Raw genomic sequence first — 23,465 nt, forward strand, 5'->3', positions numbered from 1 at the left:
AGGCCGGGGATTGTTGTGAACCGGTGAATCCGGGATCCGTCCCGACCGGCGTTGTCAGTGGCTCCCCCTAGTCTGGAAAAGACGGGGGCCTCGCCCCTGTCACTTCTCTCAAGAAAGGTGCGGACCGGCGTGGCCGACCGTCTCATCGTCCGTGGCGCGCGCGAGCACAACCTCAAGAATGTCTCGCTCGACCTGCCACGCGACTCGCTCATCGTCTTCACGGGCCTGTCGGGGTCGGGCAAGTCCTCGCTGGCCTTCGACACCATCTTCGCCGAGGGTCAGCGGCGCTACGTCGAGTCGCTCTCCTCGTACGCCCGCCAGTTCCTCGGCCAGATGGACAAGCCGGACGTCGACTTCATCGAGGGCCTCTCCCCGGCCGTCTCGATCGACCAGAAGTCGACCTCGCGCAATCCGCGCTCCACGGTCGGCACCATCACCGAGGTCTACGACTACCTCCGGCTGCTCTTCGCCCGCATCGGCAAGCCGCACTGCCCCGAGTGCGGCCGGCCGATCACCCGCCAGTCGCCGCAGGCCATCGTCGACAAGGTGCTGGAGCTGCCCGAGGGCAGCCGCTTCCAGGTGCTGTCGCCGCTGGTGCGCGAGCGCAAGGGGGAGTTCGTCGACCTGTTCGCCGACCTCCAGACCAAGGGCTACAGCCGCGCCCGGGTGGACGGCGAGACGGTGCAGCTGTCCAGCGCGCCCGCCCTGAAGAAGCAGGAGAAGCACACCATCGAGGTGGTCATCGACCGCCTCACGGTGAAGGACACCGCCAAGCGTCGTCTCACCGACTCCGTGGAGACCGCCCTCGGGCTGTCCGGCGGCATGGTCGTGCTCGACTTCGTCGACCTCCCCGAGGACGACCCCGAGCGCGAGCGCATGTACTCGGAGCACCTGTACTGCCCCTACGACGACCTGTCCTTCGAGGAGCTGGAGCCCCGCTCCTTCTCGTTCAACTCGCCCTTCGGCGCCTGCCCCGAGTGCACCGGCATCGGCACGCGCATGGAGGTCGACCCCGAACTGATCGTCCCGGACGAGGACAAGTCCCTGGACGAGGGCGCCATCCACCCCTGGTCGCACGGCCACACCAAGGACTACTTCAGCCGTCTGATCGGCGCGCTCGCCGGCGCCCTCGGGTTCCGCACGGACATCCCCTTCGCCGGTCTGCCGCAGCGGGCCCGCAAGGCACTGCTGTACGGCCACAAGACGCAGATCGAGGTCCGCTACCGCAACCGGTACGGCCGCGAGCGGGTCTACACGACCCCGTTCGAGGGTGCCGTGCCGTTCGTGAAGCGCCGGCACAGCGAGTCCGAGAGCGACGCCGGCCGGGAGCGCTTCGAGGGCTACATGCGCGAGGTGCCCTGTCCCACCTGCCAGGGCACCCGTCTGAAGCCGCTCGTCCTCGCGGTCACCGTCATGGGCAAGTCCATCGCCGAGGTCTCCGGCATGTCCATCAGCGACTGCGCGGACTTCCTGCGCGAGCTCAAGCTCGACGCCCGTGACAAGAAGATCGCCGAGCGGGTCCTGAAGGAGGTCAACGAGCGGCTGCGGTTCCTGGTCGACGTCGGCCTGGACTACCTCTCGCTCAACCGCGCCGCCGGCACGCTCTCCGGCGGCGAGGCCCAGCGCATCCGGCTGGCCACCCAGATCGGCTCCGGCCTCGTCGGGGTCCTGTATGTCCTCGACGAGCCGTCCATCGGCCTGCACCAGCGCGACAACCACCGGCTGATCGAGACCCTCGTCCGGCTGCGCGACATGGGCAACACGCTCATCGTCGTCGAGCACGACGAGGACACCATCAAGGTCGCCGACTGGATCGTCGACATCGGCCCCGGGGCCGGCGAGCACGGCGGCAAGGTCGTGCACAGCGGCTCCCTGAAGGAGCTGCTCGCCAACGACGAGTCGCAGACCGGGCAGTACCTGTCCGGCAAGAAGGCGATCCCGCTGCCCGACATCCGGCGCCCGCAGGATCCCTCCCGCCGGCTCACCGTGCACGGCGCCCGCGAGAACAACCTGCAGGACATCGACGTGTCCTTCCCGCTGGGCGTGTTCACCGCGGTCACCGGCGTGTCCGGTTCGGGCAAGTCCACGCTGGTCAACGACATCCTGTACACGCACCTGGCCCGTGAGCTGAACGGCGCGAGGAACGTCCCGGGGCGGCACACGCGCGTGGAGGGCGACGACCTCGTCGACAAGGTCGTGCACGTCGACCAGTCGCCCATCGGCCGCACCCCGCGCTCCAACCCGGCCACGTACACCGGTGTCTTCGACCACGTCCGCAAGCTGTTCGCGGAGACGACCGAGGCGAAGGTCCGCGGCTACCTGCCCGGCCGCTTCTCCTTCAACGTCAAGGGCGGCCGCTGCGAGAACTGCGCGGGCGACGGCACGATCAAGATCGAGATGAACTTCCTCCCGGACGTCTACGTCCCGTGCGAGGTCTGCCACGGCGCCCGCTACAACCGGGAGACCCTGGAGGTCCACTACAAGGGCAAGTCCATCGCCGAGGTCCTGAACATGCCGATCGAGGAGGCGACGGGCTTCTTCGAGGCCGTCCCCTCGATCGCCCGGCACCTCAACACCCTGAAGGACGTCGGCCTCGGCTACGTCCGGCTCGGCCAGGCCGCGACCACCCTGTCCGGAGGCGAGGCCCAGCGCGTGAAGCTCGCCAGCGAGCTGCAGAAGCGCTCCACCGGCCGCACGGTCTACGTCCTGGACGAGCCGACCACGGGCCTGCACTTCGAGGACATCAGCAAGCTCCTCAAGGTGCTCTCCGGCCTTGTCGACAAGGGCAACACGGTCATCGTCATCGAGCACAACCTCGACGTGATCAAGACCGCCGACTGGGTGATCGACATGGGCCCGGAGGGCGGCGCGGGCGGCGGTCTCGTCATCGCCGAGGGCACGCCGGAGGAGGTGGCCGGAGTGTCGACCAGCCACACCGGCAAGTTCCTGCGCGAGATCCTCGACTCCGACCGCATCAGCGACGCGGCGTCCGTCCCGGCCCCGCGCCGGGCGGCGGCGAAGAAGACGGCCGCCGCCAGGAAGACGGTCGCGGCGAAGACCTCCACGCGCAAGACGGCGACGGCCAAGACGGCGACCGCGAAGACGGCGACGACCGCCAAGACCGCGACGGCGAAGAAGGCCGCCGAGACGGCCAAGGCGACCCCCGCGAAGAAGACGACGCGGGCCCGCAAGGCCTGAGGGCACGCACAACGGGCGGCGCTGCACGGGAACTCCCCGTGAGGCGCCGCCCGCTTGCGTCGGCTGCCGCTGCCTACGCGGCCGCTAGGCCGTGTATCGAAAGTGGATCTTGGGCTGTGAATGATCACGGTTCATGGGGCGGGGAGATCTCACGGACGAACAGTGGGCGGTGCTGGAGCCGCTGTTGCCGAACGGTGCCAGGGCGGGGCGGCCGCCGGTCTGGCCTCGGCGGCAGTTGATCGACGGCATACGGTTCCGGGTCCGGACCGGCGTTCCGTGGCGGGACGTGCCCGTCGAGTACGGGCCGTGGGGCCGGATCTACGACCTGTTCCGCAGATGGCAGCGGGCCGGCACCTGGCACCGGATCCTCACCCGTCTTCAGTCCCTGGCCGACGCGGAAGGTGCTATCACGTGGGACCTGAGCGTCGACTCCACGGTGTGCCGTGCTCATCAGCATGCGGCTGGGGCCCGGAAAGAGGGCGGCCTGCAGAAGGAACCGCCGGGCGGCGTGTTTACCGAGCCCGGTGATCACGGGCTGGGACGCTCGCGCGGCGGGTTCACCACCAAGCTGCACCTGGCCGTCGAGCAGGGCCAGAAGCCCATGTCGATCGTGGTGACCGCCGGGCAGCGCGGGGACTCGCCGCAGTTCGAACCCGTGCTGGAGAAGGTCCGAGTGCCCCGCATCGGGCCGGGCCGGCCACGCGTCCGCCCCAATCGCGTGCGGGCTGACAAGGCGTACGCCTCCCGCAAGAACCGCGCCTACCTGCGCCGCCGCGGTATCCGCTGCACCATCCCGGACAAGGCCGACCAGGTCCGCAACCGCCAGAAGCTCGGCTCCCGCGGCGGCCGGCCGCCGCGCTTCGACCCGGTCGACTACCGCGAACGCCATGCGGTCGAGTGCGGGATCAACCGTCTCAAGAGGAACCGCGCTGTCGCCACGCGCTACGACAAGCTCGCGGTCCGCTACGAGGCGACTGTGCTGGTCGCAGCGATCAACGAATGGCTATGACCCTGGCTCACGCGTCATCACGTATGTGTTCCCGATGTCGGGATCGCCGTAGAAGAAGAACAGCTTCAACTCGTCGTGCTGATCGCGGTCCACATAGAAGGACCACGCGTATGTCGGTGGGGGTTCAGGAGGCGAGGTGCCAGTGGCCGTCGCGGGGGAACGGCTCTCCACTCGGGTCCGGGCAGTCAGCGCGAGTCGGACGACCTGTCCGCCGCCGCCGTCCGTCAGTTGCCAAGTTCCCGTACCGGAGAGGCGCCAGCCGTCCTCGAAGTCGAAGTCCTGCCCGTCGAGCTTTTCGAAGAGAGCCGTTCGGTCTTTGCGAAGCACTACGCGGGTCCCCTCGACGTTTTCCCAGCCTCCGGCGACTTCGGTCGTCGTGGCGTCGTGGACCCCTGTTCCCTCGTAGTACTGATAGGGGCCGGCGCACGCAGTCAGAGCAGCCAAAACCACCATCAAGCCACCGACGGCCGCCCCCCACGCACACAGCCTGCTTCCGCCCGCCACCAGGACCTCCCGCCCTCAGCCCGTCTCGGCCAACTGATAGGAGCGGGCCATGGAGGGATACCTTGTCAGACTTGTTGAACGTGTTCAAATACGCGACTGAAGGGATGTCGCGTACCACCCCCGGCTCGTGCATCCAGCGCCGTCCGCAGCCACCGATGAGCACCGCGAACAGCGTTTTCGATACACGGCCTAGAAGCTCCCGCGCGCCCCCAGTTCGGCGGCGTACGGCGGTTCCGCGCCCGCCCGGGAGCAGGTGATCGCCGCGGCGCGCGCCGCGAACCGCAGCAGCTCGTGCCAGCCGGTGGGGCCCAGAGCCGCCGGCGCGGCCGGGGACAGCGCGTCCCGTGCCGAAAGCCCGTGCAGCAGAGCCGCGTTCACGGTGTCCCCGGCACCGATGGTGTCCACGACGTCCACGTGCTCGCCCGGCACCGAGTACACGGCGCCGTCGCGGGTGAACGCGGTCAGTCCGGCGCCGCCCTGGGTGATCACGACGGCCGAGGGGCCTGCGGACAGCCACTCGTGCGGTGTGCCGCCGAGCCACGCGGCGTCCTCCTCGGAGAGCTTCAGCAGCGACACCGAGGGCAGCCAGCTCTTGAAGCGGGCGCGATACGCGTCGGCGTCCGGTATCAGCCCGGCGCGGATGTTCGGGTCCAGCGCGGTGAACAGGCCCTGCGACGCGGCGGTGCGCATCAACTCCTCGTACGCGCTCGCGCCCGGCTCCAGCACGAGCGAGCAGGTGCCGAAGGACACCGCGCGGGTCCCCGCGGGCAGCGCGTCCGGGGCCGCGAACAGCCGGTCGGCGGTGCCATCGACGTAGAAGGAGTAGGCGGCCGAACCGTTCCCGTCGACAGAGGCGACCGCGAGCGTGGTCGGCTCGGCGCCGCGCTGCACCGCGGACAGGTCCACGCCGGCTTCCCGCAGCCTGTCCAGCAGCGCCTCTCCGAAGGCGTCCCGCGAGACGCGGGAGGCGAAGGCCGTGGGGGAGCCGAGACGGGCCAGAGCGACCGCCGTGTTGTACGGCCCGCCGCCGAGCGCCGGCCGCAGCCCCGCGAGGGCGCCCGTCCCCTGCGGCACCAGGTCGATCAGGGCCTCACCGGCGACGACGATCACGGGGCGGTTCCTCTCTCTGGCTGTCTGCGACCGCTCGGAGCGCTGCTCTCGGGGCAGCCGCACGACGTGCGGCGGACGAAGGAGCAGGTGAGCCGCCGGCCGGGAAGTTATCCCATTTCGCAGCCGCGCCCCAAAAGACCGGTGTCGAGCGCCGCCCAGGAGCGCCGGCGGTCGCCGTCACCGCCCAAGGCCCATGACGGTCGCCGGAGTCCCGCAGCGGGACGCACACGGTCGCCGGAGTCCGCAGAGGACGCAGACGGTCGCTGGGCCCGGCTGGCAGAGCGGCACGAGCGGTCGGCTGGGCGCGGGCCGGGCGTGGCGGCGGACGGTCCGCGAAAGCGCGGCCCGCTCACCGACGGCCGGGGGTCACTCCCAGTCCCACCCGATGCCCACCATGCCCGAGCGCACCCGTGGCTCGACGAGGTGCACCGAACGGTGCCGCCCGCTGAGGGGCAGTTCCTGGCGGCCGCCGCGCGGGGCCGCGGCCGAGTGCTGGGTGAACCGGTGGCAGCGCACGGGCACGGCGAGCTCGTCGAAGCGGACCTGCAGGGCGTACTGCCCGCCCGCCGCGCCGAAGCCGCGGACGTACTCGGTGGAGGCGCCGCCGGTGCCGTCCTCGACGCCGTAGCGGAAGAGGAAGGTGTCCCCGGCCCTCAGGCGGGTGTCGAAGAGGAGCTCGGCCACGAGCACGCCGGTGCCGTGGTGGCGCCGGACGCGGCCGGCCCGGCAGTTCTCCAGGGCGTGCACCTTCATCCCCTCCGGTGCGCACCCCGGGTCGCCGTGGTGGACGGCCACGAACCGGTCGACGCCGTCACGATGGGCGCGCACGATGTGCTGCGACTCGCGTCCCATCAGCTCGCGGCGCGCGCCGATGCGGACCCGCTCGTGGTGGCCCAGCGTGTGCAGTCCGCCGTCGAGTGGGCACTCCAGTTCGCCGAGCAGCTGTTCGAGAGCGCCGGAGGCCTGCAGGAGCGAGCGGTAGGAACGTCCCGCGGACCGGCCGCCGGCCGTGCCGGCCTCCCCGCGGTGCCCCCCGTGTCCGCCGTCCGACTCGGCGAGCAGCCGGATCAGGGACTCGTCCGGCAGCCGCAGGATCTCCTCCAGCGCGCGTACGGCGCGCAGCGACTCGGGGCGCTGCGGCCGCCGGGCGCCCTGCTGCCAGTAGCTGAGACTGGTCACGCCGACCTTGACCCCGTAGCGCGACAGGTGGTGCTGGACACGCTGCAACGGCAGTCCACGGGCCGCGATCGCGGCCCGCAGCGCCACGTGGAAGGGCCCGCCCCGCAGGGCCGTGTCCAGTTCCGCGGTGAGGGCGTCGACGGCGTCGGCGGCGTCCGCGTGCTGTGTGGCGTGCGGCATGCAGGAGCCTCTCTGTGAATGCTCACGACGGCTGGTCGGACCGTACGTGGGGTGGTCGGGGCCCTTACCGGGCCGCCGGAACTCCTTCACATCCGTAGGGCGGCCTTCAGGGCCCCGAGTTCCCCCGCATTGAAGCGTGTTGACCTAGTCCCGACAACACCTGAGGTCCGAGTGGCACGTGCGGGTGGCCGAGTCCACGCCTGCGGACCCCCGTCCTCCGGATCCCGCTCGTGCGAGGTCGCGCCGCGGACGCCGGGCGTTGTCCACAGGCCCGCCGGAGTGTCACCCCGCGCCAGTAGGGTGTGAGACATGGCCGACCCCTCCAGCTACCGCCCCGAGCCGGGACAGATCCCGGACTCTCCGGGGGTGTACCGATTCCGCGACGAGCACCGCAGGGTGATCTACGTCGGAAAGGCGAAGAGCCTGCGCCAGCGCCTGGCGAACTACTTCCAGGACCTGGCAGGCCTGCACCCACGCACCCGCACGATGGTCACCACGGCCGCGTCGGTGGAGTGGACGGTGGTGTCCACGGAGGTCGAGGCGCTCCAGCTGGAGTACTCCTGGATCAAGGAGTACGACCCCCGGTTCAACGTCAAGTACCGCGACGACAAGAGCTACCCCTACCTCGCGGTGACGATGAACGAGGAGTACCCGCGCGTGCAGGTGATGCGCGGCCACAAGAAGAAGGGCGTCAGGTATTTCGGTCCGTACGCGCACGCGTGGGCGATCCGGGACACCGTCGACCTGCTCCTGCGCGTCTTCCCCGTGCGCACCTGCTCCGCCGGCGTGTTCAAGAACGCCGCCCGCACCGGCCGCCCCTGCCTGCTCGGCTACATCGGCAAGTGCTCCGCGCCCTGTGTGGGCCGGATCGCCCCCGACGACCACTGGGAACTGGCCGACGAGTTCTGCGACTTCATGGCCGGCCGCACCGGCACCTACCTCCGCCGCCTGGAGAAGCAGATGATGGAGGCGGCCGAGGAGATGGAGTACGAGCGGGCCGCCCGCCTGCGCGACGACATCGAGGCGCTGAAGAAGGCCATGGAGAAGAACGCGGTCGTGCTCGCCGACGCGACCGACGCCGACCTGATCGCGGTCGCCGAGGACGAGCTGGAGGCGGCCGTCCAGATCTTCCACGTCCGCGGCGGGCGCGTGCGCGGTCAGCGCGGCTGGGTCACCGACAAGGTCGAGGACGTCACGACCGGCGCGCTCGTCGAACACGCTCTGCAGCAGCTGTACGGCGAGGAGCGCGGCGACTCCGTCCCCAAGGAGGTCCTGGTCCCCGCGCTGCCCGACCCGGTGGAGCCGGTGCAGGAGTGGCTCACCGAGCGTCGCGGGTCCAACGTGTCGCTGCGCATCCCGCAGCGGGGCGACAAGAAGGACCTGATGGCGACCGTCGCCCGCAACGCGCAGCAGGCGCTCGTCCTGCACAAGACCAGGCGCGCCTCCGACCTGACCACGCGCTCGCGCGCTCTGGAGGAGATCGCCGAGGCCCTGGACCTGGACAGCGCCCCGCTGCGGATCGAGTGCTACGACATCTCCCACCTCCAGGGCGACGACGTCGTGGCCTCCATGGTCGTCTTCGAGGACGGTCTGCAGCGCAAGAGCGAGTACCGCCGCTTCCAGATCAAGGGCTTCGAGGGCCAGGACGACGTCCGCTCCATGCACGAGGTGATCACCCGCCGCTTCCGGCGCTACCTCGCCGAGAAGGAGAGGACGGGCGAGTGGACCGACGGCGCGGGCGCCCTCGCCGGCGGGACGGGGAAGGCCCCGGACGGCACGGGGACGGCCCTCGACGGGACGCGCACGGCTCTCGGCCGGACCGAGGCGGTTCTCGCCGACGGCACGCCCGCGGTCCTCGCCGACGGCACCGCGGCGGTTCTCGCCGACGCCGGCGAAGCGCCCCTCACCAGCAGCCTCAAGGACGACGACGGCCGTCCCAAGCGCTTCGCCTACCCGCCCCAGCTCGTCGTCGTCGACGGCGGGCAGCCGCAGGTCGCCGCCGCCAGGAGGGCGCTGGACGAGCTGGGCATCGACGACATCGCCGTCTGCGGTCTGGCCAAGCGGCTGGAGGAGGTCTGGCTGCCGGACGACGACGATCCGGTCGTCCTGCCGCGCAGCAGCGAGGGCCTCTATCTGCTGCAGCGCGTCCGCGACGAGGCGCACCGCTTCGCGATCACCTACCAGCGCACCAAGCGGGCCAAGCGCTTCCGTGCCGGCCCGCTGGACGAGGTGCCCGGTCTCGGCGAGACGCGGAAGCAAGCGCTGATCAAGCATTTCGGCTCGGTGAAGAGGCTGCGCGCCGCCACCGTCGAGCAGATCTGCGAGGTTCCGGGCATAGGCCGCAAGACGGCGGAGACCATCGCCGCGGCCCTCGCCGAGGCGGCGCCGCCCGCCCCCGCCGTGAACACGGCGACGGGAGAGATCATTGATGATGAGGAACCCGACACCACGACGGGTTCCCCCGGAGCCCCCGTGACGTCGGGCGCCCCGGAGGAACGACGGGGGCAGGAGACATGAACGAGCACGACGCACACCCCACGGCCCAGCCGGAACAGACGCCCACTACTGTGCCCACAGCCGATTCCCGGCCCGACCCCCAAGGGCCCGGCGAGGCTGCCGCACCGCTCCCCGCGGTCGCCGGCAGCCCAGGGCAAGAAGCACGCCACGAAGACGGAGCACAGGTGAGTACGGACGTCACGCCGCCCGGGATCCCCGACGCGGCCATCCCCGAGCTGGTGATCATCTCCGGCATGTCCGGAGCCGGCCGCTCGACGGCGGCCAAGTGTCTGGAGGACCTCGGCTGGTTCGTGGTCGACAACCTCCCGCCCGCCCTGATCCCCACCATGGTGGAGCTCGGCGCCCGCTCCCAGGGCAACGTGGCCCGCATCGCGGTCGTCGTCGACGTCCGCGGGCGGCGCTTCTTCGACAACCTCCGCGATTCCCTCGCCGACCTCGAGTCGAAGAGCGTCACCCGGCGCATCGTCTTCCTCGAGTCCTCCGACGACGCCCTGGTGCGCCGCTTCGAGTCCGTGCGCCGGCCGCACCCCCTCCAGGGCGACGGCCGCATCGTCGACGGCATCGCCGCCGAGCGCGAACTCCTGCGCGAGCTGCGCGGAGACGCCGACCTGGTGATCGACACCTCCAGCCTGAACGTGCACGAGCTGCGGGCCAAGATGGACGCCCGGTTCGCCGGCGAGGAGGAGCCCGAGCTGCGGGCCACCGTCATGTCGTTCGGCTTCAAGTACGGCCTGCCGGTCGACGCCGACCTGGTGGTCGACATGCGCTTCCTGCCCAACCCGCACTGGGTCCCGGAACTGCGCCCCTACACCGGCCTCAACGAGGAGGTCTCCGCGTACGTCCTCAACCAGCCCGGCGCGAAGGAGTTCCTCGACCGGTACGCGGAGCTCCTCCAGCTGGTCGCCGCGGGCTACCGCCGGGAGGGCAAGCGCTATGTGACCATCGCGGTGGGCTGTACCGGCGGCAAGCACCGCTCGGTGGCCATGTCGGAGAAGCTCGCCGCGCGCCTCGCGGCCGAGGGCGTGGAGACGGTGGTCGTGCACCGGGACATGGGACGGGAATGACAGGACGTTCTCCACGGCTCGGCCGTCTGCGCAGGACCACGCCCGACGGGCGCGTGAGCCGGCCGGTCGAGGCCCGCGGCGGCAAACCACGCCGCCGCGGCACCCAGCCCAAGGTCGTCGCCCTGGGCGGCGGCATGGGCCTGTCCGCCTCGCTCACCGCGCTGCGCCGGATCACCGGCGACCTCACCGGGGTCGTCACGGTGGCCGACGACGGCGGCTCCAGCGGCCGCCTGCGCGACGAGCTGGGCGTGCTGCCCCCGGGCGACCTGCGCAAGGCGCTGGCCGCGCTGTGCGGCGACGACGACTGGGGCCAGACCTGGGCCCGGGTCATCCAGCACCGCTTCCAGTCGCAGGGCGAGATCAACGGGCACGCCGTCGGCAACCTGCTGATCGTCGCCCTGTGGGAGCAGCTCGGCGACCACGTCCAGGCGCTGGACCTGGTCGGCAAGCTGCTCGGCGCGCAGGGGCGGGTGCTGCCCATGTCCGCCGTGCCGCTGGAGCTCCAGGCGCTGGTCAAGGGCCATGATCCGCTGCGGCCGGACGACGTGGACACCGTCCGCGGGCAGGCGACCGTGGCGCTGACGCGCGGCGAGGTGCAGTCCGTGCACCTGGTGCCGCACGACCCGCCGGCCGTCCCGGAGGCGGTCGACGCCGTCCTGGACGCCGACTGGGTGGTGCTCGGGCCCGGCTCCTGGTTCTCCTCGGTCATGCCGCATCTGCTGGTGCCCGATCTGCTGGACGCCCTCATGGCGACGAAGGCGCGCCGGGTGCTCTCGCTGAACCTCGCGCCGCAGCCGGGAGAAACCGATGGCTTCTCCCCGCAGCGTCATTTGGAGGTTTTGGGACGACACGCCCCTAAACTCGCCCTGGACGTGGTGCTGGCCGACGAGGCCGCCGTGCCCGACCGCGACTCGCTGGCCGAAGCCGCCGAACGGTTCGGGGCGGCGGTCGAACTGGCGCCGGTGGCCCGGCCCGACGGAACCCCGAGGCACGACCCGGAGCTGTTGGCCGCCGCGTACGACCGTATTTTTCGGATGCATGGAAGGATCGGCCCATGGCGATGACGGCAGCGGTGAAGGACGAGATCTCCCGGCTCCCCGTCACCCGGACCTGCTGCAGAAAGGCGGAGGTCTCCGCCCTTCTGCGGTTCGCCGGCGGCCTCCACCTGGTGAGCGGGCGCATCGTGATCGAGGCGGAGCTGGACACCGCGATGGCGGCCCGCCGGCTCAAGCGGGACATCCTGGAGATCTTCGGCCACGGCTCGGAGCTGATCGTGATGGCCCCCAGCGGCATCCGCCGCGGCTCGCGCTATGTGGTGCGCGTGGTCGCGGGCGGTGACCAGCTGGCCCGGCAGACGGGTCTCGTGGACGGCCGTGGCCGCCCGATCCGGGGCCTGCCCCCGCAGGTGGTCTCCGGCGCGACCTGTGACGCGGAGGCGGCCTGGCGCGGCGCCTTCCTGGCGCACGGCTCGCTCACCGAGCCGGGCCGCTCGTCCTCCCTCGAGGTGACCTGCCCCGGCCCGGAGGCCGCGCTCGCGCTGGTCGGCGCGGCACGCCGGCTGTCCATCGCGGCGAAGGCCCGCGAGGTGCGGGGGGTCGACCGGGTCGTCGTCCGCGACGGCGACGCGATCGGCGCGCTCCTCACCCGGCTGGGCGCGCACGAGTCGGTGCTGGCCTGGGAGGAGCGCCGGATGCGCCGCGAGGTGCGTGCCACGGCGAACCGGCTCGCGAACTTCGACGACGCCAATCTGCGCCGCTCGGCGCGCGCGGCCGTCGCCGCCGGAGCCCGCGTCCAGCGCGCTCTGGAGATCCTCGCGGACGAGGTGCCCGAGCATCTCGCGGCGGCCGGCCGGCTGCGCATGGACCACAAGCAGGCCTCCCTGGAGGAGCTGGGCGCGCTCGCCGACCCGCCGCTGACGAAGGACGCGGTCGCCGGCCGGATCCGCCGGCTGCTGGCGATGGCCGACAAGCGCGCCTCCGACCTCGGCATCCCGGGCACGGACGCCAACCTCAGCGACGAACTCGCCGACAACCTGGTCGGCTGACGCTTCTTCAGAACGCCGGTGGCGTCGCCCGATCGGGCGACGCCACCGGCGTTTTCCGTGACGTCGAGGCGCTCTTGACTGGATCATGAACTGTCATGAGCCTGGCAGGGTTCGCTGCTGGGGCGAACTCAGGCAAGGGGGGTTCATGAGACGAAGAGCGAGATCGATCCTCGCTGTCGGCGCGCTGCTGCTCGGTGGAGCGGCACTCGCACCCGTCGCCCAGGCGCAGCCCGGCGCCACACCGAAGTCCGACGCCGACGAGGTGAAGGTCTTCCGCGCCGACGTCACCCAGCAGCAGGTACCCCTGCTGCTGGCGGCCGGCCAGGACGGTCAGGAACTCAGCGCGCAGGTTCCCCGCAAGGGCACCGCGACGGTCGAGGTCTACCTCACCGACAAGCAGGCGAAGAAGCTCGGCAAGCAGGGCGTCCACCTCACCGAGCACACCCTGACGGCCACGGCGGAGCACCGCCTGGACGCGGCCGCCGGCGGAGTGTTCCGCCCCTACGGCGGCAGCGGCGGCCTCAAGGAGGAGATCCTGCGCACCGCCCAGCAGAACCCGGGCCTCACCAAGGTCGTCTCCATCGGCAGAACCGTCCGCGGCCAGGACATCCTCGCGCTCAAACTGACCACGAACGCGAAGAAGTCGAAGGACGGCGCGAAGCCCTCGGTGCTGTACCTGTCCAACCAGCACGCGCGCGAGTGGATCACCCCGGAGATGACCCGGCGGCTGATGCACTACTACCTGGACAACTACCGGACCGACCGGCGCGTCAGGAAGATCGTCGACACCAGCGAGCTGTGGTTCGTCCTGTCGGCCAACCCCGACGGCTACGACTACACCTTCCAGGACCCCGCCAACCGGCTCTGGCGCAAGAACCTGCGGGACGTCAACGGCGACGGCGCGATCTCCGCCGGCGACGGCGTCGACCTCAACCGCAACTTCGCCTACAAGTGGGGCTACGACAACGAGGGTTCGTCGCCCAACCCGACCAGCGAGACCTACCGCGGCGCGAGCCCCGCCTCCGAGCCCGAGACCAGGGCGCTCGACGCCTTCGAGAAGCGGATCGGCTTCACGTACGGCATCAACTACCACTCGGCCGCCGAGCTGCTGCTCTACGGCGTCGGCTGGCAGGTCGCCACCGACACCCCGGACGACGTCGCCTACAAGGCGCTCGCCGGCACCCCCGACCACTCCGCGGTGCCGGGCTACCACCCGCAGGTCTCCTCGGAGCTCTACACCACCAACGGCGAGGCCGACGGCCACGCGGGGAACGTCAACGGCATGGGGATGTTCACCCCGGAGATGTCGACCTGCCAGACCGCGTCGAACCTCGACCCGAACGACCGGTGGAACGCGGCCGACTGCCAGTCGGTCTTCAACTTCCCGGACGACGAGAAGCTGATCCAGGGCGAGTTCGCCAAGAACGTCCCCTTCGCGCTCTCCGTCGCCGAGTCCGTCGCCCACCCCGACCAGCCGAAGTCCTCGGTCGGCCTGTCCGCCGCCGACTTCACCCCGGCGCCGTTCACCACCTCGTACGCGCGCGGCGCCGCCCAGGAGGTCTCCGTCGTCGTACGGAAGGCGATCCGCGACAAGGAGCTCAAGTACCGCGTCAACGGCGGCCGCACGCGGGACCGGGCGCTCAGGGCCTGGAAGGGCGGCGAGACCTACGGCGGGCACGACAACCTCTACTACGACGAGTACCGGGCCGCCGTGCGGGACGGCAAGCCGGGCGACAAGGTCGAGGTGTGGTTCACCGGCGAGACCAAGGCCGGCAAGAAGGTCTCCAGCTCGCACTTCACCTACACGGTCGCCCAGCGGCCCCGGGCCGACACGCTCGTCGTGGCCGAGGAGGGCGCGGCCGCCACGCAGGCGAAGACCTACGTGGACGCGCTGAAGGCCAACGGCCGCAGGGCCGTCGTCTGGGACGTCGCCACCCAGGGCGCGCCCGACGCGCTCGGCGTGCTGAGCCACTTCGGCACGGTCGTCCACTACACGGGCGCGAGCGCCCCGGGCAACCCGACCCAGCTCGAACTGCGGGCCTTCCTCAACGAGGGCGGCAAGCTGATCGAGGCGGGCGAGCTGGCCGGCGGCAACGTCTCCCTCGCCGACGGCACCCCGTCGAACGACTTCAGCCAGTACTACCTGGGCGCCTACTCCCGTACGTCCACCCCCGGCGCCACCGGCTTCACCGGTTCGGGTGAGCTGGGCGGCTTCACCGGGGCGCTCGGGGCCGCCGCCGGCAACCCGCTGGACAAGGCCGGCACCTACGGGGTCACCTCCGAGGAGCTGCCGGCCGCCGCGTTCCCGCAGTTCGCCAGCTCCGGCGCGGGCCAGTTCGCCGGGACGGTCAACCCCTACGGGCCGTACGCCGGCTCCTACATGGCCGCGGCCGTGCACACCGACGACGCCTATAAGCGCCTCACCCGCACCATCGACCTCAGCGGTGTCGGAGCGGCGAGCAAGCCCGCGCTGCGCACCCGGCTGCTGTGGGACACCGAGCCCGGCTACGACAACGCCATCGTCGAGATCCACACGGTCGGCGGCGACGACTGGACCACGCTCCCCGAGGCCGGCGGCGCCACCGGCACCGCCGTGCCCGCGGAGTGCGGGGGCGGCTTCTACGTCGGCGAGCACCCCTGGCTGCGGCACTACCTCACCCTCGCGTCCGGCGGCTGCACGGCGACCGGCTCCACCGGATCATGGAACGCGCTCACCGGGGCGTCCAGCGGCTGGCAGCAGGTGAACTTCGACCTCAGCGCGTACGCGGGCAAGAAGGTCGAGGTCTCGATCGCCTATGTCACCGACCCCGGCACCGGGGGCCACGGCGTCCTCGCGGACGACGCCTCGCTCGTCGTCGGCGGCGGCGCCACCGAGACCGAGGGCTTCGAGACGTCGCTGGGCGCGTGGCGGGCGAGCGGTCCGCCGGCGGGCAGCCCGGCCGTGCTGAAGGACTGGACGCGCACCGGCGTGCTCTTCCGGACCTACGGCGCGGTCACCACCGACGACACGGTGCTGCTGGGCTTCGGCCTGGAGCATCTCGCCTCGGCGGCCGAGCGCAAGGCGCTCATCGGCAAGGCGCTCGACTCACTTGAGGGCTGACACGCCGAAGTCAACTCGGCGTGAAGGTTCGTGACCGAATCGAGTGATCGGGCCCGTCCGGCCCGGGCGGTCCGTACCCCTACTGGCGGGTACGGACCGCCGTGCCGTGTATGGGCGAACTCGATGTCACTCCGGCGGCCTCGGAGAGGTAGGGTCGGTGGTGGTCGGGGACATCCCAAATACAGCTCGCCGGCACTGCATGGGCCGGCGTACCAACGAGGAGATCGGTTCGTGACGATCCGCGTAGGCATCAACGGCTTTGGCCGCATCGGTCGTAACTACTTCCGCGCGCTGCTGGAGCAGGGTGCTGACATCGAGATCGTGGCTGTCAACGACCTTGGTGACACCGCGACCACCGCCCACCTGCTGAAGTACGACACCATCCTCGGCCGTCTCAAGGCCGAGGTGTCGCACACGGCGGACACGATCACCGTGGACGGCCGCACCATCAAGGTGCTGTCCGAGCGCAACCCCGCCGACATCCCGTGGGGCGACCTCGGCGTCGACATCGTCATCGAGTCGACCGGCATCTTCACCAAGAAGGCCGACGCCGAGAAGCACATCGCGGGCGGCGCCAAGAAGGTCCTGATCTCGGCTCCGGCCAAGGACGAGGACATCACCATCGTGATGGGCGTCAACCAGGACAAGTACGACCCGGCGAACCACCACGTCATCTCCAACGCCTCCTGCACCACCAACTGTGTGGCGCCGATGGCCAAGGTCCTCGACGAGAACTTCGGCATCGTCAAGGGTCTGATGACGACGGTCCACGCGTACACCAACGACCAGCGCATCCTGGACTTCCCGCACTCGGACCTGCGCCGCGCCCGCGCCGCCGCCGAGAACATCATCCCGACCACCACGGGCGCCGCGAAGGCCACCGCGCTGGTCCTGCCGCAGCTCAAGGGCAAGCTCGACGGCATCGCGATGCGCGTCCCGGTTCCCACCGGCTCGGCCACCGACCTGGTCGTGACGCTCCAGCGCGAGGTCACCAAGGACGAGGTCAACGCCGCGTTCAAGAAGGCCTCCGAGGACGGCGACCTCAAGGGCTACCTGGCCTACACCGAGGACCCGATCGTCTCCTCGGACATCGTGGGCGACCCGGCCTCCTGCACCTTCGACTCCTCCCTGACCATGGTCCAGGAGGGCAACTCGGTGAAGATCCTCGGCTGGTACGACAACGAGTGGGGCTACTCCAACCGCCTCGTGGACCTGACGGTCTTCGTCGGCGGCCGGCTCTGATCCACGGATCAGGCACCTCGATGTGAGCGCAGGGCTCGGGCGGCGCAGGGACGCGCCGCCCGAGCCCTGCGTCACGTACCGATCAGCCCTCTCACGATCACGAGCGATCACGAGCGATCACGAGCACCACGAGCACCACGAGCCCTCCTCAGGAGTCCCCGTAATGAAGACGATCGACGAACTTCTCGCCGAAGGCGTCGCAGGCAAGCGGGTCTTCGTCCGCGCCGACCTCAACGTGCCGCTCGACGGCGGCGCCATCACCGACGACGGCCGGATCCGCGCCGTCCTGCCCACCGTCAGGGCCCTCGTCGACGCGGGCGCCAAGGTGGTCGTCGCCTCGCACCTGGGCCGCCCCAAGGGCGCCCCGGACCCGGCGTTCTCCCTCGCCCCCGCCGCTTCCCGGCTGGGCGAGCTGCTCGCCGCCCCCGTGGCCTTCGCGACCGACACGGTCGGCGAGTCCGCGCGGTCGACGGTCGCGTCCCTGGCCGACGGCGAGGTCGCCGTCATCGAGAACCTGCGCTTCAACGCGGGGGAGACCAGCAAGGACGACGCCGAGCGCGGCGAATTCGCCGACCGGCTCGCCGAGCTCGCGGACGTCTACGTCGGCGACGGCTTCGGCGCGGTGCACCGCAAGCACGCGTCGGTCTACGACCTCCCGTCCCGGCTGCCGCACGCGGCCGGCTTCCTGATCGCCACCGAGGTCGGCGTCCTGAAGAAGCTCACCGAGGACGTCGAGCGGCCCTACGTCGTCGCCCTCGGCGGGTCCAAGGTCTCCGACAAGCTCGCCGTCATCGACCAGCTGCTCGGCAAGGCGGACCGCCTCCTCATCGGCGGCGGCATGCTCTTCACCTTCCTGAAGGCCAAGGGATACGAGGTGGGCGCCTCGCTCCTGCAGGAGGACCAGCTCCCGGTCGTCCAGGAGTACATCGAGCGCGCCGAGAAGACCGGCGTCGAGCTGGTGCTCCCGGTCGACGTGCTGACGTCCACCGAGTTCCCGGACCTGAAGACCAAGGCGCCGGCGCACCCGAACACCGTCGCCGCGGACGCCATCCCCGGCGACCAGCTGGGCCTGGACATCGGTCCCGAGACCCGCAAGCTGTACGCCTCGAAGCTCGCCGACGCCGCCACCGTCTTCTGGAACGGTCCCATGGGCGTCTTCGAGCACCCCGACTACGCCGAGGGCACCAAGGCGGTCGCCCAGGCACTCCTCGACTCCCCGGCCTTCACGGTCGTCGGCGGCGGCGACTCCGCCGCGGCCGTCCGCCTCCTGGGCTTCGACGAGAACGCATTCGGCCACATCTCGACCGGCGGCGGCGCCTCCCTCGAATACCTCGAGGGCAAGACGCTCCCCGGCCTCGCCGCACTGGAGGACTGACCCCGCATGACCACTCGTACGCCGCTGATGGCGGGCAACTGGAAGATGAACCTCAACCACCTCGAGGCCATCGCCCACGTCCAGAAGCTCGCCTTCGCCCTGGCCGACAAGGACTACGAGGCCGTCGAGGTCGCCGTCCTTCCGCCGTTCACCGACCTGCGCTCCGTGCAGACCCTGGTCGACGGCGACAAGCTCAAGATCAAGTACGGCGCCCAGGACATCTCGGCGCATGACTCCGGCGCCTACACCGGCGAGATCTCGGGCGCCATGCTCGCCAAGCTGAAGTGCACGTTCGTGGCGATCGGCCACTCCGAGCGCCGCCAGTACCACAACGAGACCGACGAGCTGGTGAACGCCAAGGTCAAGGCCGCCTACAAGCACGGTCTGACCCCGATCCTGTGCGTGGGCGAGGAGCTGGACGTCCGCGAGGCGGGCAACCACGTCTCCCACACCCTCGCCCAGGTCGAGGGCGGTCTGAAGGACCTGCCGGCCGAGCAGGCCGAGACGGTCGTGATCGCCTACGAGCCCGTCTGGGCCATCGGCACCGGCAAGGTCTGCGGCGCCGAGGACGCGCAGGAGGTCTGCGCCGCCGTCCGCGCCAAGATCGCCGAGCTGTACACCCAGGAGCTGGCCGACAAGGTCCGCATCCAGTACGGCGGCTCCGTGAAGTCCGGCAACGTCGCCGAGATCATGGCGCAGGCCGACATCGACGGCGCGCTGGTCGGCGGCGCCTCGCTGGACGCCGACGAGTTCGTCAAGATCGTGCGTTTCCGCGATCAGTGATCCGGCGGTGAACCTCCGGTGATCCGAGCTGTGAGTATGCGGTAGCGGCGATCCGTCGTACCCTTGCGGGGGCACAGCGCCACGCGGCGGAGCCGCACCTGGACAACGACGCTGTGCCCCCGTTGTCCGCACCGTTCGTCCCAGTCGTCATCCGAATCCGAGGAAGTTGGTCCAGCCGTGGTTTTGGGGTTCTCGATCGCCCTGATCGTCTTCAGCCTGCTGCTGATGCTGCTGGTGCTGATGCACAAGGGGAAGGGCGGCGGTCTCTCCGACATGTTCGGCGGCGGCATGCAGTCCTCCGTCGGCGGCTCCTCGGTCGCCGAGCGCAACCTCGACCGCATCACCGTCGTCATCGGTCTGCTGTGGTTCACCTGCATCATCGTCCTCTGCATCGTGATGAAGACGAACAACTGATCAGCTTCTCACAGGCACGCACATTCCGGTACGTAAGGCCCCATGTTCGGTACGCGCAGCTGAGCGCGGCCTATCATGGGGCTTGCGTCCAGGTGTGGAAGCTGTAACTCCAATCACTGGACGCGCGTTGGGCCTTACGTAGACTGAGGCGCTCGCAGCGGAGCGAAACGCCGACTCGCTTCGCGGCACCATCACGCAGGGAGTTACGACCGTGGCAAGTGGCAACGCGATCCGAGGAAGCCGGGTCGGGGCGGGGCCGATGGGCGAGGCCGAGCGGGGCGAGTCCGCGCCCCGCCTGCGCATCTCCTTCTGGTGCTCCAACGGACACGAGACGCAGCCCAGCTTCGCCAGCGACGCGCAGGTCCCCGACACCTGGGACTGCCCCCGCTGCGGGTTCCCGGCCGGACAGGACCGGGACAACCCCCCGGCCCCGCCCCGCACCGAGCCCTACAAGACGCACCTCGCCTATGTGCGGGAGCGGCGCAGCGACGCGGACGGCGAGGCGATCCTCGCCGAGGCGCTCGCCAAACTGCGGGGCGAGATCTAGAAGTCGGGACCGGCCGGGCGCCTCAGGGAGCCTGGCCGCACTCGTTCGGGGCCCGGACGGCCGCTCGTCCGCGGGCCGATTGTCAGTGGCGCCCTCTACGGTTTTCCCAGCGGTTCCCGTGTCTGCGGTGAACCGGTCAGCCGTGAGGGGGAGTTGTGGCGACGGTGGGTACCACAGGAGTGCGCGCGCCCGTGTGGCGCGGGGGGTTCGGGCGGCTGTGGAGCGCCGCGGTGATCTCGCGCTTCGGGGACGCGCTGCGCACCACCGCGCTGCCCCTGCTCGCCGTGCGGCTCACGGACGACCCTGTGGTCATCGCCTCTGTCACCGCCTGCTCCTACCTTCCCTGGCTGCTGTTCGGGCTGCTCGGCGGAGCCCTCGCCGACCGGGTCGACCAGCGGCGCGCGATGTGGGCCGTGGACACCGCGCGCGCTCTGCTCGTCGCCGTCTTCGCGCTCGCCGTGGGCCTGGGCCACGCCTCCGTCCCGCTCCTGCTGGCCCTGGCCTTCCTGCTGACCGCGCTGCAGACCCTCTTCGACAACGCGTCCACGGCTCTGCTGCCCTCCCTGGTGGACGCGGAGGCCCTCGGCGGGGCCAACGCCCGTCTGATGACCGGCCAGCAGCTCGCGGGCGGACTGCTGGCCGGCCCCGTGGTGCCGCTGCTGCTCGGCATCGGGGCGGCCGTGCCGTTCGCGGCCGACGCGGTCACCTATCTGCTGGCCGCGGCGCTGGTGGCGTCCCTGCGGGTGCGGCCGCCCGAACGGGAGCCGCGCCCGGCGGGCAGCACGCTGCGCGCCGAGATCGGCGACGGTCTGCGTCATCTGTGGCGCGACCGCGTCCTGCGACCGGTCTGCCTGGCCACCCTGCTGTGCAACATCGGCATGGGCGCCCTGATCGCCACCCTGGTGCTGCACGTGACGCGCTGGCTGCACGCGGGCGACGCCGGCTTCGCCGCCGCGATGACGGTGTACGCGCTCGGCAGCCTCGCCGGAGGCCTCCTCGCCCAGCGGGTCGCACACCGCGTCGGCCGGGCCCGGTCCCTGCTGCTCGCCGGGACGGTCCAGACGGCGTCGCTGCTGCTCATGGGCGCCGTCCAGCACCTGGCCGCCCTGTTCGCGGGCATGCTGCTGCTCGGCTCCATGGGCATGGTGTGGAACGTCAACCAGACCACGCTGATGCAGCAGCGCAGTCCGGCGGTCATGGTGGGCCGCATCTCCTCCGCGTTCCGGACGGCCTCCACCTCCGGCGCCCCGACGGGAGCACTCCTCGGCGGAGCGGCGGCCCAGGCCTTCGGCCTGAACGCGCCCGCGCTGCTCGCGGCCCTGCTCTTCGCGTTCGCCGTCGTCGCGTTGATACCCGCGGGCCGGGCGGACGTACCTGTCGGTGTGCCGCGGGACGGCGCCGCGACAGCTCGCGTCGCCCCCTGATCAACTAGGTTGGGACCGGCGGGGCAAGCCGTGCGAGGCAGCACGGACAGGTGAGGAAGGGCTGAAGTCCGAGATGAACGCAGACGGCCGTACGAGGCTCGACCAGACGCCCGAGTGGACCGCGCTGGCCGAACACCGCGCGAAGCTCCAAGAGGTGCGGCTGCGCGAGCTGTTCGACGCCGACCCCGGGCGCGCCGCCGAATACACACTGCAGGTCGGCGACCTGCACATCGACTACTCCAAGCATCTCGTCACCGGCGAGACGCTGCGGCTCTTGCGGGAGCTGGCCGCCGCCGCGGACGTCTTCGGCCTCAGGGACGCCATGTTCCGCGGCGAGAAGATCAACGTCACCGAGGACCGGGCCGTGCTGCACACCGCCCTGCGCGCCCCGCGCGACGCGGTGATCGAGGTCGACGGGGAGAACGTCGTCCCGGCGGTGCACGCCGTGCTGGACAAGATGGCCGACTTCGCCGGGCGCGTCCGCTCCGGCGCCTGGACCGGCCACACCGGGCGGCGCATCCGCAACGTCGTCAACATCGGCATCGGCGGCTCCGACCTGGGCCCGGCCATGGCCTACGAGGCGCTGCGCGGCTACACCGACCGCGACCTCACGGTCCGCTTCGTGTCCAACGTGGACGGCGCCGACCTGCACGAGGCCACCCGCGACCTGGACCCGGCCGAGACGCTGTTCATCATCGCCTCCAAGACGTTCACCACCATCGAGACGATCACCAACGCCACCTCGGCCCGCACCTGGCTGCTGGACGCGCTGGGCGAGGAGGCGGCCGTCGCCCGGCACTTCGTCGCCCTGTCGACCAATGCCGGGAAGGTCGCCGAATTCGGCATCGACACCGCCAACATGTTCGAGTTCTGGGACTGGGTCGGCGGCCGCTACTCCTTCGACTCGGCCATCGGCCTCTCCCTGATGATCGCCGTCGGGCCGGACCGCTTCCGCGAGATGCTCGACGGCTTCCACCTGGTCGACGAGCACTTCCGGACCGCGCCCCCCGAGTCCAACGTCCCCCTGCTGCTGGGTCTGCTCGGCATCTGGTACGGCAACTTCCATGACGCCCAGTCGCATGCCGTGCTGCCCTACAGCCACTACCTGTCCAAGTTCACCGCCTACCTCCAGCAGCTGGACATGGAGTCCAACGGCAAGTCCGTCGGCCGCGACGGCAAGCCGGTGGAGTGGCAGACCGGCCCCGTCGTCTGGGGCACGCCGGGCACCAACGGGCAGCACGCCTACTACCAGTTGATCCACCAGGGCACGAAGCTCATCCCGGCCGACTTCATCGGCTTCGCCGAGCCGCTCGCCGGGCTCGGCGGCGAACTCCGCGCGCAGCACGACCTGCTGATGGCCAACTTCTTCGCCCAGACGCAGGCGCTGGCCTTCGGCAAGACACCGCAGGAGGTGCGCGCGGAGGGCGTGCCGGAGGAGCTGGTGGCCCACAGGACGTTCAAGGGCGACCGCCCCACGACCACGATCCTCGCCCGTGAGCTGACGCCCTCGGTCCTCGGTCAGCTCGTCGCGCTCTACGAGCACAAGGTGTTCGTGCAGGGCGCGGTGTGGAACATCGACTCCTTCGACCAGTGGGGCGTGGAGCTCGGCAAGGTCCTCGCCAAGCGCGTCGAACCCGCGCTCACCGAGGGGGTGCAGGTGCCCGGACTGGACGCCTCCACCCGGGCCCTGGTCGCCAAGTACCGGGAACTGCGCGGCCGGTAGCGGGACCGGGCGGAGGAAGCCGGCTCAAGGGAGGGCGGGCGCAGTGCGGATC

17 protein-coding genes are annotated in these 23,465 nt (G+C 70.8%); 14 read left to right on the top strand and 3 right to left on the bottom strand.

Annotated elements, in window-relative coordinates:
• Nucleotides 1-129: 129 nt before the first annotated feature.
• Together uvrA and Sri02f_RS06075 are read left to right on the top strand one after the other, a co-directional pair.
• Complete coding sequence (gene uvrA, locus Sri02f_RS06070) at nt 130-3,198, top strand: excinuclease ABC subunit UvrA (RefSeq protein ID WP_109000021.1); 3,069 nt, start codon at nt 130-132, stop codon at nt 3,196-3,198.
• 133 nt (nt 3,199-3,331) lie between these two features.
• Nucleotides 3,332-4,207 (top strand): IS5 family transposase, encoded by an 876-nt coding sequence (locus Sri02f_RS06075; RefSeq protein ID WP_109000022.1) that lies wholly within the window; start codon nt 3,332-3,334, stop codon nt 4,205-4,207.
• On the opposite strand, the gene Sri02f_RS06080 is transcribed toward Sri02f_RS06075, so the two are convergent.
• The 3 genes from Sri02f_RS06080 to Sri02f_RS06090 form a co-directional block, all read right to left on the bottom strand.
• A complete protein-coding gene (locus Sri02f_RS06080; RefSeq protein ID WP_109000023.1) occupies nt 4,202-4,711 on the bottom strand; it encodes a hypothetical protein in 510 nt (169 codons plus the stop codon). The genes Sri02f_RS06075 and Sri02f_RS06080 overlap by 6 nt on opposite strands.
• 189 nt (nt 4,712-4,900) lie before the next feature.
• Nucleotides 4,901-5,821, bottom strand: coding sequence for a carbohydrate kinase family protein (locus Sri02f_RS06085; protein ID WP_109000024.1), 921 nt, complete (start codon nt 5,819-5,821; stop codon nt 4,901-4,903).
• Between the two features lie 366 nt (nt 5,822-6,187).
• The gene (locus Sri02f_RS06090) at nt 6,188-7,180 is read right to left on the bottom strand and encodes a hypothetical protein (protein WP_109000025.1); all 993 of its coding nucleotides are present in this window, start codon (nt 7,178-7,180) and stop codon (nt 6,188-6,190) included.
• A gap of 309 nt (nt 7,181-7,489) precedes the next feature.
• Between Sri02f_RS06090 and uvrC the strand changes: the two genes are divergently transcribed.
• The 12 genes from uvrC to pgi all read left to right on the top strand — a co-directional run bounded on the left by uvrC (nt 7,490) and on the right by pgi (nt 23,413).
• On the top strand, nt 7,490-9,697 hold the full coding sequence (gene uvrC / locus Sri02f_RS06095) for an excinuclease ABC subunit UvrC (protein WP_109000026.1): 2,208 nt from the start codon (nt 7,490-7,492) through the stop codon (nt 9,695-9,697).
• Entirely contained in the window at nt 9,694-10,761 is a 1,068-nt protein-coding gene (gene rapZ, locus Sri02f_RS06100; protein ID WP_109000027.1) for an RNase adapter RapZ, read from the top strand. Before uvrC ends, rapZ begins: the two co-directional genes overlap by 4 nt.
• Nucleotides 10,758-11,825 (top strand): gluconeogenesis factor YvcK family protein, encoded by a 1,068-nt coding sequence (locus tag Sri02f_RS06105; RefSeq protein ID WP_109000028.1) that lies wholly within the window; start codon nt 10,758-10,760, stop codon nt 11,823-11,825. The genes rapZ and Sri02f_RS06105 overlap by 4 nt, the downstream gene beginning before the upstream one ends.
• The gene (whiA, locus tag Sri02f_RS06110) at nt 11,816-12,805 is read left to right on the top strand and encodes a DNA-binding protein WhiA (protein WP_109000029.1); all 990 of its coding nucleotides are present in this window, start codon (nt 11,816-11,818) and stop codon (nt 12,803-12,805) included. Before Sri02f_RS06105 ends, whiA begins: the two co-directional genes overlap by 10 nt.
• Before the next feature lie 145 nt (nt 12,806-12,950).
• Nucleotides 12,951-15,905 (top strand): M14 family metallopeptidase, encoded by a 2,955-nt coding sequence (locus Sri02f_RS06115; RefSeq protein ID WP_109000030.1) that lies wholly within the window; start codon nt 12,951-12,953, stop codon nt 15,903-15,905.
• A 231-nt stretch (nt 15,906-16,136) separates the two neighbouring features.
• A complete protein-coding gene (gap, locus tag Sri02f_RS06120) occupies nt 16,137-17,147 on the top strand; it encodes a type I glyceraldehyde-3-phosphate dehydrogenase (RefSeq protein ID WP_109000031.1) in 1,011 nt (336 codons plus the stop codon).
• 163 nt (nt 17,148-17,310) lie between these two features.
• Nucleotides 17,311-18,522, top strand: coding sequence for a phosphoglycerate kinase (locus Sri02f_RS06125; RefSeq protein ID WP_109000032.1), 1,212 nt, complete (start codon nt 17,311-17,313; stop codon nt 18,520-18,522).
• 6 nt (nt 18,523-18,528) lie between these two features.
• Nucleotides 18,529-19,305 carry a triose-phosphate isomerase gene (gene tpiA, locus Sri02f_RS06130; RefSeq protein WP_109000033.1) on the top strand — a complete coding sequence of 259 codons (777 nt, stop codon included), beginning with the start codon at nt 18,529-18,531 and terminating at the stop codon, nt 19,303-19,305.
• 177 nt (nt 19,306-19,482) lie between these two features.
• On the top strand, nt 19,483-19,719 hold the full coding sequence (secG, locus tag Sri02f_RS06135) for a preprotein translocase subunit SecG (RefSeq protein WP_174855593.1): 237 nt from the start codon (nt 19,483-19,485) through the stop codon (nt 19,717-19,719).
• A gap of 211 nt (nt 19,720-19,930) precedes the next feature.
• On the top strand, nt 19,931-20,266 hold the full coding sequence (locus tag Sri02f_RS06140; RefSeq protein WP_010352468.1) for an RNA polymerase-binding protein RbpA: 336 nt from the start codon (nt 19,931-19,933) through the stop codon (nt 20,264-20,266).
• Between the two features lie 155 nt (nt 20,267-20,421).
• Nucleotides 20,422-21,690, top strand: a complete 1,269-nt coding sequence (locus tag Sri02f_RS06145; protein ID WP_174855594.1) for an MFS transporter — start codon at nt 20,422-20,424, stop codon at nt 21,688-21,690.
• A gap of 73 nt (nt 21,691-21,763) precedes the next feature.
• Nucleotides 21,764-23,413: a glucose-6-phosphate isomerase gene (gene pgi / locus Sri02f_RS06150; RefSeq protein WP_109000036.1), complete on the top strand. Its 1,650-nt coding sequence runs from the start codon at nt 21,764-21,766 to the stop codon at nt 23,411-23,413.
• Nucleotides 23,414-23,465: the final 52 nt, after the last annotated feature.

This window comes from Streptomyces rishiriensis (genome assembly GCF_003112535.1).
Lineage (GTDB): Bacteria > Actinomycetota > Actinomycetes > Streptomycetales > Streptomycetaceae > Streptomyces > Streptomyces rishiriensis.

What these genes read in the sequence shown, in the direction of transcription:
- Sri02f_RS06115 (WP_109000030.1), top strand. Translation starts at nt 12,951, where the DNA reads ATGAGACGAAGAGCGAGATCGATCCTCGCTGTCGGCGCGCTGCTGCTC.
- Sri02f_RS06075 (WP_109000022.1), top strand. Translation starts at nt 3,332, where the DNA reads ATGGGGCGGGGAGATCTCACGGACGAACAGTGGGCGGTGCTGGAGCCG.
- whiA (WP_109000029.1), top strand. Translation starts at nt 11,816, where the DNA reads ATGGCGATGACGGCAGCGGTGAAGGACGAGATCTCCCGGCTCCCCGTC.
- tpiA (WP_109000033.1), top strand. Translation starts at nt 18,529, where the DNA reads ATGACCACTCGTACGCCGCTGATGGCGGGCAACTGGAAGATGAACCTC.
- Sri02f_RS06090 (WP_109000025.1), bottom strand. Translation starts at nt 7,180, where the DNA reads ATGCCGCACGCCACACAGCACGCGGACGCCGCCGACGCCGTCGACGCC.
- Sri02f_RS06105 (WP_109000028.1), top strand. Translation starts at nt 10,758, where the DNA reads ATGACAGGACGTTCTCCACGGCTCGGCCGTCTGCGCAGGACCACGCCC.
- rapZ (WP_109000027.1), top strand. Translation starts at nt 9,694, where the DNA reads ATGAACGAGCACGACGCACACCCCACGGCCCAGCCGGAACAGACGCCC.
- pgi (WP_109000036.1), top strand. Translation starts at nt 21,764, where the DNA reads ATGAACGCAGACGGCCGTACGAGGCTCGACCAGACGCCCGAGTGGACC.
- uvrC (WP_109000026.1), top strand. Translation starts at nt 7,490, where the DNA reads ATGGCCGACCCCTCCAGCTACCGCCCCGAGCCGGGACAGATCCCGGAC.
- Sri02f_RS06125 (WP_109000032.1), top strand. Translation starts at nt 17,311, where the DNA reads ATGAAGACGATCGACGAACTTCTCGCCGAAGGCGTCGCAGGCAAGCGG.